The organism is Nocardia sp. CA-145437 (assembly GCF_050956485.1).
Classification (GTDB): domain Bacteria; phylum Actinomycetota; class Actinomycetes; order Mycobacteriales; family Mycobacteriaceae; genus Nocardia.
Genome location: NZ_CP191204.1, coordinates 2025066 through 2038130 on the forward strand (window position 1 = coordinate 2025066; position 13065 = coordinate 2038130).

The 13065-nt window shown below is 69.1% G+C and carries 12 protein-coding genes; 10 read left to right on the top strand and 2 right to left on the bottom strand.

The features are described 5' to 3' along the window. Nucleotides 1–161 precede the first annotated feature (161 nt). Complete coding sequence (gene mgtE / locus ACQPYY_RS08890; protein ID WP_433593383.1) at nucleotides 162–1550, top strand: magnesium transporter; 1389 nt, start codon at nucleotides 162–164, stop codon at nucleotides 1548–1550. A gap of 244 nt (nucleotides 1551–1794) precedes the next feature. Next, a complete protein-coding gene (gene nrdF, locus ACQPYY_RS08895; protein ID WP_433593384.1) occupies nucleotides 1795–2757 on the top strand; it encodes a class 1b ribonucleoside-diphosphate reductase subunit beta in 963 nt (320 codons plus the stop codon). A gap of 256 nt (nucleotides 2758–3013) precedes the next feature. On the opposite strand, the gene ACQPYY_RS08900 is transcribed toward nrdF, so the two are convergent. After that, a complete protein-coding gene (locus ACQPYY_RS08900; protein ID WP_433594600.1) occupies nucleotides 3014–4057 on the bottom strand; it encodes an ABC transporter substrate-binding protein in 1044 nt (347 codons plus the stop codon). A 281-nt stretch (nucleotides 4058–4338) separates the two neighbouring features. Between ACQPYY_RS08900 and ctaD the strand changes: the two genes are divergently transcribed. The 8 genes from ctaD to ACQPYY_RS08940 all read left to right on the top strand — a co-directional run bounded on the left by ctaD (nucleotide 4339) and on the right by ACQPYY_RS08940 (nucleotide 12713). After that, nucleotides 4339–6075, top strand: coding sequence for an aa3-type cytochrome oxidase subunit I (gene ctaD, locus ACQPYY_RS08905; RefSeq protein WP_357096299.1), 1737 nt, complete (start codon nucleotides 4339–4341; stop codon nucleotides 6073–6075). 134 nt (nucleotides 6076–6209) lie between these two features. Next, a complete protein-coding gene (locus ACQPYY_RS08910) occupies nucleotides 6210–7265 on the top strand; it encodes an NAD(P)H-dependent flavin oxidoreductase (RefSeq protein WP_433593385.1) in 1056 nt (351 codons plus the stop codon). 113 nt (nucleotides 7266–7378) lie between these two features. Continuing rightward, nucleotides 7379–8626 carry a phosphoserine phosphatase SerB gene (gene serB, locus ACQPYY_RS08915; protein ID WP_379101497.1) on the top strand — a complete coding sequence of 416 codons (1248 nt, stop codon included), beginning with the start codon at nucleotides 7379–7381 and terminating at the stop codon, nucleotides 8624–8626. 99 nt (nucleotides 8627–8725) lie between these two features. Further along, nucleotides 8726–9199, top strand: a complete 474-nt coding sequence (locus ACQPYY_RS08920; RefSeq protein WP_433593386.1) for a protease inhibitor I42 family protein — start codon at nucleotides 8726–8728, stop codon at nucleotides 9197–9199. Between the two features lie 21 nt (nucleotides 9200–9220). Then, entirely contained in the window at nucleotides 9221–9964 is a 744-nt protein-coding gene (locus ACQPYY_RS08925) for a peptidyl-tRNA hydrolase (protein WP_433593387.1), read from the top strand. Nucleotides 9965–10358: 394 nt separating this feature from the next. Continuing rightward, nucleotides 10359–11189 (top strand): ABC transporter ATP-binding protein, encoded by an 831-nt coding sequence (locus tag ACQPYY_RS08930; protein WP_379101505.1) that lies wholly within the window; start codon nucleotides 10359–10361, stop codon nucleotides 11187–11189. 136 nt (nucleotides 11190–11325) lie between these two features. Beyond that, a complete protein-coding gene (locus ACQPYY_RS08935) occupies nucleotides 11326–11823 on the top strand; it encodes a MoaF-related domain-containing protein (RefSeq protein ID WP_433593388.1) in 498 nt (165 codons plus the stop codon). Between the two features lie 116 nt (nucleotides 11824–11939). Continuing rightward, nucleotides 11940–12713 (top strand): NUDIX hydrolase, encoded by a 774-nt coding sequence (locus ACQPYY_RS08940; protein WP_433594601.1) that lies wholly within the window; start codon nucleotides 11940–11942, stop codon nucleotides 12711–12713. 9 nt (nucleotides 12714–12722) lie between these two features. Here ACQPYY_RS08940 and ACQPYY_RS08945 read toward each other — a convergent pair whose 3' ends face one another. Beyond that, a complete protein-coding gene (locus tag ACQPYY_RS08945) occupies nucleotides 12723–13001 on the bottom strand; it encodes a hypothetical protein (protein ID WP_433593389.1) in 279 nt (92 codons plus the stop codon). Between the last annotated feature and the right edge of the window lie 64 nt (nucleotides 13002–13065).

A 13065-nucleotide genomic window follows, 5' to 3' on the forward strand; every position in this document is an offset into this window, starting at 1 on the left:
GGTGAGGTCCGTGCGCGGTGAACCTCCCAGTCGAAGGCCGCGTGGCATCGCTCTCGGATTCCGTCGATAGGACAGCTTTCTGGCGACGGGTGGGTGCGGTGCCCGCGGTGTGATCCGGTACCCCCGACCACCCTCAACCGCCACCCGGCCGAGGTTTCGCCATGACGCAGACCGAACTGCCCCCTGCCGTGCCCACGGTCGCCGCCGACATCCCTGTCCCCGAACGGGATTCGCTGCGCGACATCGTCGACTGTCACCACCTGACGCCCGCCGTGGAATGGCTCGACAACCATCCGCCGCACGTCATCGCCGACGAGCTGGCCCGCATGGACGCCGTCACCGCGGTCATGTCCTTCCGGCTGCTCGACAAGGACCGCGCGCTGGCCGTGTTCGAGGAGCTCGAGCCCGTGGACCAGCAGCAGATCCTGGCCGGGCTGCGCGATCAGAGCTTCCGCGACCTGGTCGAGGGCATGGATCCCGACGACCGCGCCCGCATGCTGCGCGAGGTCCCCGCCAAGGTGGCCAGGCGGGTGCTGGCCGGGCTCAGCCCGCACGAACGGCGCATGACCGCCGGGCTGCTGGGCTACCCGGAGGGCTCGGTCGGGTTCTACATGACCCCGGAAGTCGTTGCGCTGCCGCGGAATCTGCCGGTGAGCGAGGCGCTGCACATGGTGCGAGCCAAGGGGGCGACCGCCGAGACGGTGTACACGCTGCCCGTGGTGGACGCGGGCCGTCGCCTGATCGGCGTCGTCGAGCTGCGCGACCTGGTGCTCGGCTCGCCCGACACCATGATCGCCGAACTCATTGCGTCCGAACCGGTCTCGGCGCGCGCCACCGGCTCCGCGGAGAAGGCGGCCCGGCTCATGCAGGGCGCCAACCTGATCAACCTGCCGGTGGTGGACAGCGAGGACCGGCTGGTCGGGCTGCTCACCATCGACGACGCGGTCGAGGTCATCGAGGCGGCCGACTCCGAGGACATGGCGCGGCAGGCCGGAACCTCCCCGTGGTCGGGCCACTACATGGCCGCGGGCGTGTTCCAGCTGGCCCGCTACCGGGCGCTGTGGCTGATGCTGCTGCTGGTCGCGGCGACCCTCACGGTCACCGTCACCAACTTCTTCGAGCCCACCCTCGAACAGGCCGCGCACCTGGCGCTGTTCATCCCCCTGCTCATCGGTTCGGGCGGCAACGCGGGCGCCCAGGCGGCCACCACCTGCGTGCGCGCGCTCGCGGTCGGCGAGGTGCGGGTCTCGGATCTGCTCGCGGTGATCTGGCGCGAATGCCGGGTCGGGCTGCTGCTGGGCTGCATGCTGGCCGCCATCGGAATGGTGATCGGCACGTTGTTCGTGGGCCTGAAGATCGCGGTGGTGGTCGGCATCGCGCTGGTGATCATCTGCGGGTGGGCGGCCACCATCGGCGGCACCATGCCGCTGCTGGCCAAGAAACTGCGCATCGACCCGGCCGTCATCTCCGCGCCCATGGTGACCACGCTGGTCGACGCCACCGGTCTGGTCATCTACTTCACCACCGCGAAGGTGGTGCTCGGCATCTGATCGGCTAACCCGGGGCGGGTCCGGAGGGGCCTACCCCGGTGCGCTGTGACGGATTGCACCGCTGTAATTTTCTGCCGTTGGTGACGTGCTTGCCCATCTCCGTTTCGGATTCTCGCAGGACAACGCGATAGCTACGTGAAGACACAACCTATTGTGCTGCGCGGGGATGTCACCTACCAGTAGTAGTGTTCATGGCAAGGGAATTCGCAGGGTCCGGAAGCTGAGAAGGGTGTGTGAGCGGGGCGTGAAGCTCATCGATCGAGTTAGTGCGATCAACTGGAACCGCGTGCAGGACGAGAAGGACTCGGAGGTCTGGGATCGACTCACCGGCAACTTCTGGTTGCCGGAAAAGGTCCCGGTGTCCAACGACATCCCGTCGTGGAACACGCTGACCGCCAATGAGAAGCAACTCACCATGCGGGTGTTCACCGGCCTGACCCTGCTCGACACCATCCAGGGCACGGTCGGCGCGGTCAGCCTCATCCCCGACGCGATCACCCCGCACGAGGAAGCGGTGATGACCAACATCGCGTTCATGGAGTCGGTGCACGCCAAGAGCTACAGCTCGATCTTCTCCACGCTGTGCTCCACCCGTGAGATCGACGAGGCCTTCCGCTGGTCCGAGGAGAACCGGAACCTGCAGCGCAAGGCCGAGATCGTGCTCGAGTACTACAACGGCGACGACCCGCTCAAGCGCAAGGTGGCCTCCACCCTGCTGGAGTCGTTCCTGTTCTACTCCGGCTTCTACCTGCCGATGCACTGGTCCTCGCGGGCCAAGCTGACCAACACCGCCGACATGATCCGCCTGATCATCCGCGACGAGGCCGTGCACGGCTACTACATCGGCTACAAGTACCAGAAGGGTCTGGAGCTGGTCTCCGAGGCCGAGCGCGAGGAGCTCAAGGCCTACACCTTCGAGCTGCTCTTCGAGCTCTACGAGAACGAGGTCGAGTACACCCAGGACCTCTACGACGAGGTCGGCCTCACCGAGGACGTCAAGAAGTTCCTGCGCTACAACGCCAACAAGGCGCTGATGAACCTCGGCTACGAGGGCCTGTTCCCCAAGGACGAGTGCGAGGTCAACCCCGCCATCCTCTCGGCCCTGTCCCCGAACGCCGACGAGAACCACGACTTCTTCTCCGGCTCGGGCTCCAGCTACGTCATCGGCAAGGCCGTCAACACCGAGGACGAGGACTGGGAATTCTGACGCCCCGCGTCGCCCCACCCGACTGAAAAGCCAACGGCCCCGAGCGAATCCGCTCGGGGCCGTTCGCTGTCGAAGGCCGTGTTCGCGGCCGCTGAAAAAACCGCGTTTGTCGGGTGTGTCCGCGGGGAATACCGGTCATCACGCACTGTTCACGGCCGGGCCGGTGAACTTCGCGGTCGGGGCTCGGCCGGGTGGCGACTTCCCCACGTCATCGGGCCGAGCGCCGGACCGAATCGGCCGGTGCGGTGGCCGTGGATCAGTCGGCGACGTAGCCGTTGAGGTTGTTGCGGACGTCCTCGAGCAGGGCGCGGGCGGCGGTGATGCCGCTGCCGTGCCAGATGGTGTCGTCGACGGCGAACTCGCGGCGGTCGCTGACCGCGCCGAGCTGTTTCCAGTTGTCGCCCTTCATGATCGACTTGCCGTAGTCGAGGCCGTCCTGGCCGTCGAACATGAGGAAGATCAGGTCGCCCTCGAGCTTGTCGCGGTCGGCCTCGGCGCCCAGGCCGGAGACGTCGAACGAGTCGCCGCGCTGCGCTTGGGGGCGCTGCACGCCCGCGTCGCCGAGCACCTGGGCGGCGAAGGTGTTGCCGCCCTGCACCTGAATCGTCTTGGGCTCGAAGCGGATCACCGACGCCTGGGTGAGCGCGGAGTTGGCGGCGACGCCGGTGTCGCGGGCCGCGGTGCGGTAGTCGTCGAGGGCCTTGGCGCCCGCGGTCTTGCGGTTGAGGGCCTCCGCGAAACCGGTGAAGGTGGCCTGCCAGCCGTGATCGTCACCGACCAGGACGGTCGGGGCGATGGCCTTCAGGGCGTCGTAGTGGCCGCGGTCGGCGGCGGGGCCGATGATCAGATCCGGCTTCAGCTCCGCGATCCTCGCCGGATCGGGGCTGTCCACCGTGCCCACCGCCGGGATCGCGGCGATCCCGGAGCCCAGATACGACGGCTGCGGCGTCGGCCCGGCGACGGTGGCCGCGCCGACCACGCGCTCCCACAGGCCCAGCGCGCACGCGGCGTCCAGGGCGGGGGTGGACAGCACCACGATGCGCTTGGCGTCGGCGGGCACCTCCGCGGAACCGGCCGCGTGCGCGACGGCGCGGGCGCCGCCGGTCGAGTCGGGGGCGGTCGGCAGCGCGCACGCCTTGGTGGTGTCGCGCTCGATCCCGACCACGCCCGCACCCGCGATATTGGTGGTGGTGCGCACGATCGACGCCGAGTTGTCATCGGTCTTCGCGCACCCCGCGGCCAGGCCAACCGTCAGCAGGGTTGCCGCCGAGACCAGTCCCACACTGCGCAAATGCCGCATAGGGGAGAAGGTGGAGGCGAACGTGTTTCGGGTGGAAGCGGACTCGCGCACCGGCATGCCGGGCAGCCTACAGCCGCGCCCCGCGACTCCCAATTACGACACCGGCGCCCTCACGGATACGACCCTCGGCAGAGCCGAATACGACACAGAGTAGGACCCGGAGGGAGCGCCGATGGGACACGGTTTACGATCTGTCACAGCGCAAGCCACCGTCGTTCGTCATGTTGCCGAACCGGACGCCGGAAGCAGCGTACGAACGATGGCATACCTGTGGAGGTTTCGTGACTGCCGTAGAACCGCGGCCGGCCAGCCTTGTGGAGGCGGAGCGGCCCTATCCTCAAAGGACGGGTCCGAAGGGATCGTTCATCTTCAAGATGGTCACCACGACGGACCCGAAGGTTCTCGGCGTCATGTACCTGGTGACGGCCATCTCCTTCTTCATGGTCGGCGGCATCATGGCGCTGCTCATGCGCGCCGAGCTCGCCCGTCCGGGCATGCAGTTCCTGTCGCCGGAACAGTTCAACCAGCTGTTCACCATGCACGGCACGATCATGCTGCTCTTCTACGCGACCGCGATCGTGTTCGGCTTCGCCAACATCATCCTGCCGCTGCAGATCGGCGCCCCTGACGTCGCCTTCCCGCGTCTGAACGCGTTCAGCTACTGGCTGTACCTGTTCGGCGGCTCGATGGCGACCGCCGGCTTCATCACCCCCGGCGGCGCGGCGGACTTCGGCTGGACCGCGTACACCCCGCTGTCGGACATCGTCCACTCGCCCGGCGTCGGCGCCGACCTGTGGATCCTGGGTCTGGCCGTCTCCGGTCTGGGCACCATCCTCGGTGGCGTCAACATGCTCACCACCGTGGTCTGCCTGCGCTGCCCGGGTATGACCATGTTCCGGATGCCGATCTTCACCTGGAACATCGCCGTCACCTCGGTGCTGGTGCTGCTGGCCTTCCCGCTGCTCACCGCGGCCCTGTTCGGCCTGGCCTACGACCGCCACCTGGGCGGCCACATCTACGACCCGGCCAATGGCGGCGTGCTGCTCTACCAGCACTTGTTCTGGTACTTCGGCCACCCCGAGGTGTACATCATCGCGCTGCCGTTCTTCGGCATCGTCTCGGAGATCTACCCGGTCTTCAGCCGCAAGCCGATCTTCGGTTACACCACCCTGGTCTACGCGACCCTGGGTATCGCGGCCCTGTCCATCGCGGTGTGGGCGCACCACATGTACGCCACGGGCGCGGTGCTGCTGCCGTACTTCTCGTTCATGACGTTCCTCATCGCGGTCCCGACCGGTGTGAAGTTCTTCAACTGGATCGGCACCATGTGGCGCGGCCAGCTCACCTTCGAGACGCCGATGCTCTGGTCGGTCGGCTTCCTGGTGACCTTCCTCTTCGGTGGTCTGTCGGGCGTCATCCTCGCGAGCCCGCCGCTGGACTTCCACGTGTCGGACACCTACTTCGTGGTCGCGCACTTCCACTACGTGCTCTTCGGCACCATCGTGTTCGCCACCTTCGCGGGCATCTACTTCTGGTTCCCGAAGATGACCGGCCGCATGATGGACGAGCGTCTGGGCAAGTGGCACTTCTGGGCCACCTTCGTCGGCTTCCACACCACGTTCCTGGTGCAGCACTGGCTGGGCAACATGGGTATGCCGCGTCGGTACGCCGACTACCTGCCGAGCGACGGCTTCACCACGCTGAACACCATCTCCACGATCGGTGCCTTCATCCTGGGTTCGTCGATGCTGCCGTTCATCTGGAACGTCTTCAAGTCCTACCGCTACGGCGAGGTCGTGACCGTGGACGACCCGTGGGGCTACGGCAACTCGCTGGAGTGGGCGACCTCCTGCCCGCCGCCGCGCCACAACTTCTACGAGCTGCCGCGCATCCGCTCCGAGCGTCCCGCGTTCGAGCTGCACTACCCGCACATGGTCGAGCGCATGCGCGCCGAGGCCCACGTGGGCTGGGGCTCCAAGTCCCACAACGTGCACGAGCTGGAGAAGGCGTCGCACTAGTCGCCTGACAGCCGGAACATCCAACGCGGCACCCGTCCTCGGACGGGTGCCGCGTCGCGTTGCGGGGTGGGGGACCACCGGCGTATGACAGGGCCGGGCGGACGCCGATGACCGCGGCGCGCTTTCATGGTCGGGTGACGGAGGATGCGGGACTGCGGACCGACTGGTCGGACGCGATGGGGTTGCGGGTGCCGATCGTGAACGCGCCCATGGGCGGAGTCGCCGGCGGCCGGCTCGCGGTCGCGGTCGCGGCCGCCGGGGGACTGGGGATGATCGGGATGGGCAGTGCGGGCTCGGTCGAGGCGCTCGAACGCGAGCTCGCCGCGGCCGCCCTCGAACGCGAACTGCCCGCGCTCGAACGCGAACTGATGGGGAACGCCGCAGCGCCCGCACCCGGCCCGATCGGAATCGGATTGGTCGACTGGGTGGCGGCCGCGCGACCGGGACTCCTCGACCTCGCCCTCGCCGCGAAGCCCGCCCTGCTGTCGGTGAGCTTCGGGACGGATCTGTCGTGGGCCGCCCGCGCCCACGCGGCCGGAATCCGGACGGCGACACAGGTTTACACCGTCGAGGATGCTCGGCGCGCCCGCGACGCCGGGATCGACGTGCTGGTCGCGCGCGGTCTCGAGGGCGGCGGGCACGGTGCGCCCGAACTCGCCACGCTGCCGTTGCTGGAAGCGGTGCTCGACGCCGTGCCCGGTCCGGTGCTGGCCGCCGGTGGCATCGGTTCGGCGCGCGGGGTCGCCGCGATGCTCGCGGCGGGGGCCGCGGGGGTCTGGCTGGGCACCGCCGTGGCGGCCGCCGAGGAATCGCTGCTCGCCCCGGGCGGTCGCCGCGCGCTGCTCGCCGCGCAGGGCACCGACACCATCGTCACGCGGGTTTTCGACGTCGGCATGGAACTGCCCTGGCCGCAACGGTTTCCGGCCCGGGTGCTGCGCAACGATTTCACGGCGCGCTGGCACGACCGGATCGACGAGTTGTCGGCCGCCGCCACCTCCGAACCCGAACCGGCCGCGACCGCTCGAGCCGACCGGGCCGCCGCCGCGCGGGCCCAGCTGGCCGCCGCGAACGCCGCCGACGATCCGCGGATCGCGCCGGTCGACGCGGGGCAGGGGGTCGGGCTGGTCACGGCGGTGCGGCCGGTCGCCGAGATCCTGGGCGAATTGTGTTCCGGCGTGGCGCGAGCGTGATGCCCGCCACCGTGGGCGGACGTCGGCGCGGTCCCGGGCGGGCCGACCTGACAGAATGAGCTGCCGCCGCATGTCGGGCGGGCCACGCAGTGCCAGGGACAAGGAGTCATCGATTGAGCGCAAGCACGGAGAGGCGGAGCGCTGACACGACGGTTCTGGTTACGGTCACCGGACCCGACAAGCCGGGCGTCACGTCGGTGCTACTCGCCGCGCTGGCCAACAACGGTGTCAGCCTGCTGGATGTGGAGCAGGTCGTCATCCGGGGCCGCCTCACCCTGGGCGTGCTGGTGTCGTGTCCCACCGACCCCGAGTCGCTGCAGGATCAGCTCGAGGACGCCATGGCGTCGATCGGCATGGACGTGGCCGTGGAGATCGGGGCCAGCGCCGTGTCGGGCGCCAAACTGTCCACCCACGCGGTCGTGGTGCTGGGTTCGCCGGTCACCGCCCGCGCCTTCAGCGCCATCGCGCGCAAGCTCGCCGCGCAGGGCGTGAACATCGACTCCATCCGCGGCATCGCCGACTACCCGGTCACCGGTCTGGAACTGCTGGTGACCGTGCCCGCCGCCGACGCGGACACCGAGACCGAGCTGCGCACCGCGCTGTCGGCGGTGGCCGCCAAGGAGAGCGTGGACGTCGCGGTCGAGAAGGCCGGTCTGGCGCGAAGGGCCAAGCGGCTCATCGTGTTCGACGTGGACTCCACCCTGATCCAGGGCGAGGTCATCGAGATGCTGGCCGCGCACGCCGGTGTCGAGGACGAGGTCCGCGCGGTCACCGAGGCCGCCATGCGCGGCGAGATCGACTTCTCCGAATCGCTGCGCCAGCGCGTCGCCACCCTGGCCGGGCTGGACGCCTCGGTCATCGACGAGGTCGCCGAGCGCATCGAACTCACCCCGGGGGCCCGCACCACCATTCGCACGCTGCGTCGCCTGGGCTTCCGCTGCGGCGTGGTGTCCGGCGGCTTCCGTCAGGTCATCGAGCCGCTCGCGCACGAACTGGAACTGGACTTCGTCCAGGCCAACACCCTCGAGATCCGCGACGGCAAGCTGACCGGCGCGGTCACCGGCGAGATCGTCGACCGGGCCGCGAAAGCCGTTGCGCTGCGCCGGTTCGCGGCCGAGACGGGCGTGGCCATGGAGCAGACCGTCGCGGTCGGCGACGGCGCCAACGACATCGACATGCTCAATGCCGCGGGCCTGGGTATCGCGTTCAACGCCAAACCCGCGCTGCGCGAGGTCGCCGACGCCGCGCTGTCGCATCCGTTCCTGGACGCGGTGCTGTTCATCCTGGGCGTCACCCGCGACGAGGTCGAGGCCGCCGACGCCCGCGACGGCGGTATCCGCCGGGTGCCGCTGCCGCAGTAAACCGTGCGGTAGCCGCAACGCGTCCAATTCGCTTGCGCCACCCTCGGCTCCGCGCTCGGTACCGTGGTCGGAAACCCGGCGATGACCGAAGGAGTCCGAGTGCGTGTGCGTATGCCGCTGGCGATGGTGATGGCCGGCCTCGCGCTGGCCGCTTGCGGCACCACCGATCCGAACGAGGCGCGACCGGTCTCGGCGACGAGTGTCGCGGGCACCACCGCCGTGCAGGCGACCCCCACGGACCGTGCGGCCGAGCGGATCGGTGCGGACTCCGACGGCAAGGACGTGAGTCTGGCCGTGGGACAGGGCCTGATCGTCACCCTCGAGGCGAATCCGACCACCGGATTCGGCTGGCAGCTGGGTGGGCTGGACCAGAACGTGGTGAAGCAGAACGGTTCACCCGAGTACGAGCAGGACCCCAACCCCGACGGCAAGGTCGGCGTCGGCGGCAAGTCGGTGCTGAATTTCGTGGCGGTGGCCCCCGGCTCCACCACGCTGAGCCTGGCGTACATGCGGGCCTGGGAGCAGGGCGTCGAGCCCGCCAAGCGGTTCACCGTGAACCTGACGGTGCGTTAGAACGTCGTTGTAGGAGTGGTTGTGTCGAGCGTTGGATCCACCGTCGATGCCGGTTTCGAGGCCAGGCACGCGGAACTGGCCCGGGGCTACGGCGGCGGGGGCGATCCCGCCGACCCGGCTCTGGTCCAGGCCATGCAGATGGTGTTGCACATTCCGAAGAACGATCCGCCCGCACGGTCGGCGCTGCTGGCGGCCGCCGCGTCGGCGGCGGTCGCAGTGTGCCTGGACGAGCGGGTCGGGCCGGGCGGGGAGTGGGAGGAGCGCTATCTGACCTGGAAGCGGTCGCGCATCCGGAAGGTGGCGCGGCGGGCCCGCGGGGCGCAGTGGGTGGCGGCGCAGGAAGTCGACGGTGTCACAGTCGATTTCGGCGGCGCGCAGGCGCGGGCGCTGGTGCCGGGTCCGGTGGGGGACGTGGATCCGCGGATCCGTCGGCTCCAGATCAGCGGAACCGAGCTGCCGGAGGAGCCGGACATCGCGATCGATCCGGAATATCCGGTGCTATGGGTGGACTCGGAATTGGGTATGACTGTCGGGAAGGCAGCGGCACAGGTAGGGCATGCCAGCATGTTGCTGGCAGGCGCCTTACCGGTGCGGCAAGCGTATGCGTGGGCCGCCACCGGGTTTCGGTGCACCGTCGCGGAGGCCGATCCCGGCCACTGGGCGGAATTGCGACGGCGGGTGGCCCGGGGCGACGCGGTGGCGGTGCGTGACGCCGGGTTCACGGAGGTGGCCCCGGGGTCGATGACCGTGATCGCGGTGCCGTAGGCCGGATGGCACGGAGGCGACGGCGCGCATGGCGCACTAGCGAAACCGAAGGGTCGGCGTGCTGACCCATATGGGTAGGGCGTATCGACTTCCCCGACCGGGTGGTCCAGGATCGATTCACGAGTTTCCTCGAAAGGAAACCACGAAATGACAACATTGCTGGTTGTTCTCATCGTGTGGACGGTGCTCTCGATCCCGGTGGCACTGATCCTGGCACGGATGTTCCGCTCCACGAGCGCCGATGCCCGGGGCCGCGGAATGCGGGGCCCGGAGTGCGATCTACCGGAATTCGATACGAGCACCCATGAAATCGCTTATCGTCCCCGCACTTCCGGAGGGGACACGCCCCGAATTCAGCCACCACGTTGACGATCGTCCAGGGCGGTGGGCCAAGATGGACCCCGTGCCGCAACCGGATCCCGATCTGCTCATCGATTTCAGCGACGTCACCGTCCGACGTTCCGGACATACCTTGGTGGGTCCGGTCACCTGGCAGGTGGAATTGGACGAACGCTGGGTCGTGCTCGGCCCCAATGGCGCCGGCAAGACCTCACTGCTGCGGATGGCCGCCGCCGAAATGCACCCCACCTCCGGAATCGCCAATCTGCTCGGCGAAACCCTGGGGCGGGTCGATATCAACGAACTACGCCCGCGCATCGGAATTTCCTCCGCCGCCATCGCCAGCCGGGTGCCGATCGACGAGAAGGTCTCCGATCTTGTCGTCTCGGCGGGTTACGCGGTCATGGGCCGCTGGCGGGAGCGCTACGACGACATGGATACCGACCGGGCCATCGACATTCTGGAAAGCCTGGGCGCGGAACACCTTTCCGACCGCACCTACGGCACCCTCTCCGAGGGCGAGCGCAAGCGCGTGCTCATCGCCCGCGCGCTCATGACCGACCCGGAACTGCTGCTGCTCGACGAACCGGCCGCCGGACTCGATCTGGGCGGTCGTGAGGAACTGGTCGAGCGTCTCGGCGACCTGGCCGCGGACCCGGACGCGCCGGCCACCGTGCTGGTCACCCACCACGTGGAGGAGATTCCGCCGGGCTTCACCCACGGGCTGCTGCTCAACGAGGGCGCGGTGGTCGCGCAGGGTCTGCTCTCCGATGTGCTGACCTCGGAGAACCTGAGCGAGGCGTTCCGGCAGTCGATCCAGCTGGACCGTATCGACGGCCGCTACTTCGCGCGCCGCAGCCAACGTTTCGGGCGTCACCGCAGCTAGCCCGCCGCTCCGCGACGAGTTACCCCCATCGCATCGAGATCAGTTGTCACTTCGGGAATCGCGGCGCGCTGCGATTGCGCCGGCTGTGGCTGCCGGGCAAACTGTCCGCAACTGCCGCTGACGGAGGGAGCTGGCTGTGGGCCGGACCATCGGTGCCATCGCAGACCGGGCGACCGGTCCCATCGCGTCCCGGGGCACCGGCGCCCTCGCGGTCCTCGCCGTCGCCCTCGCCGCCACCGGCTGCGTCGCCGATCCTCCGGCGGCCCAGCAGGTTTCGAAGTCGCATGCCGCCGAGACGCTGGGCAAGGCCGCGGTGCCCGAGGATCTGAACGGAAAGACGGCGCAGCTCACCTATGACGTCGGCTCGGGCGGCACCATCACCTTCGCCGCGGACGGCCGCAGCCTCACCTACACCGCCGCCGACACCGGACGCCGGACGAATACCCCGGTCGCGGTCGCGCCCATCGAGGCGGGCATCTTCCTGGTTACCTGGACCGACGATTCCGGGGCCGTGGTCAGCCAGGTGCAGGACTACCGCACCGGCAAGGTCGAGGGCACCTGGACCCGTCATCCGGATCCCGCCGGGCCGCCCGTCATCGAAACCCGCACCGGATCAGTCCATTTGACCGAGTGAATCGGGGCCGATGTTATTTCGCTCGGGTAAGGGTTATGGTGCGGAATGTGAGCGAGACAGTTGCAGAGCCCGGATCCCAGCCCGCCGCGCGTCCGGTCAAGGACGCGTCCACGGTCATGCTGGTGCGCGACGGTGCGCACGGGCCCGAGGTGTTCCTGCAGCGCCGCGTCGGCGGCATGGCCTTCGCGGCCGGGATGACCGTCTTCCCCGGCGGCGGCGTCGATCCCTCCGACGCGTCGGCCGCCCTGGACTGGGCCGGACCCGACGCCGCCTGGTGGGCCGAGCGATTCGGCATCGACGCGGGCCGCGCGCAGGCGCTGATCTGCGCGGCCGTCCGCGAGACCTTCGAGGAATGCGGCGTGTTGCTGGCCGGTCCGACCGCCGACACCGTGGTCACCGACACCGCCGTCTACGCCGAGGCGCGCGGGCAGCTGGAACGCCGCGAGCTGTCCTTCGCCGAATTCCTCACCCGCGAGAACCTGGTGCTGCGCGCCGACCTGCTGCGACCCTGGGACAACTGGATCACCCCGGTGATCGAGCCGCGCCGCTACGACACCCGCTTCTTCGTGGCGGTGCTGCCGCAGGGCCAGCTGGCCGACGGCGCCACCTCCGAGGCCGAGGTCGTGACCTGGTGCACGCCCGCCGAGGCCATCCGCCGCTGGCACGAGGGCCTGGACGTGCTGCTGCCGCCGACCTGGACCCAGCTCGCGGCGCTCGGCGAATTCGCCTCCACCGCCGAGATTCTCGCCGCCGACCGCACCATCGTCCCGATCATGCCGGTCTACGACCCCGAGGCCGAGGGCCTGGCGCTGGCCTTCCCGCACGCGGACCGCTACTTCGCGGAACTGCCGGAGAACGCCCGCATCCGGGGCTCTCAGCGACCCGAGTAGGTCGGTAGCTCAGTGCTGCGGCGTGGCCGCGGCCCACACCAGGCTCCACAGCATGGCGCTCACCGCGAATCCGAGCGCCACGGCCGCGGCCACCACGTGGGCCTGGATTCCGACCCCGACCGCGACCGGCAGCCCGACCTGGATCAGTGCCACCGCGAACACGCGCAGCCAATACGACGGCGGCTGTTCGGGTTCGGGTTCGGGCGGGCGCTCCGCCGAGCAGAAGGGGCATCGGCTCGCTACGACCGGCAGGGTCGAGTCGCAGCTGGGGCACCACATGTCACGCATAAGAACTCCACGATCGAGCACGCCCGCACGGGCGGAGGGACACCATACCCAGCGCCCGAAGTAG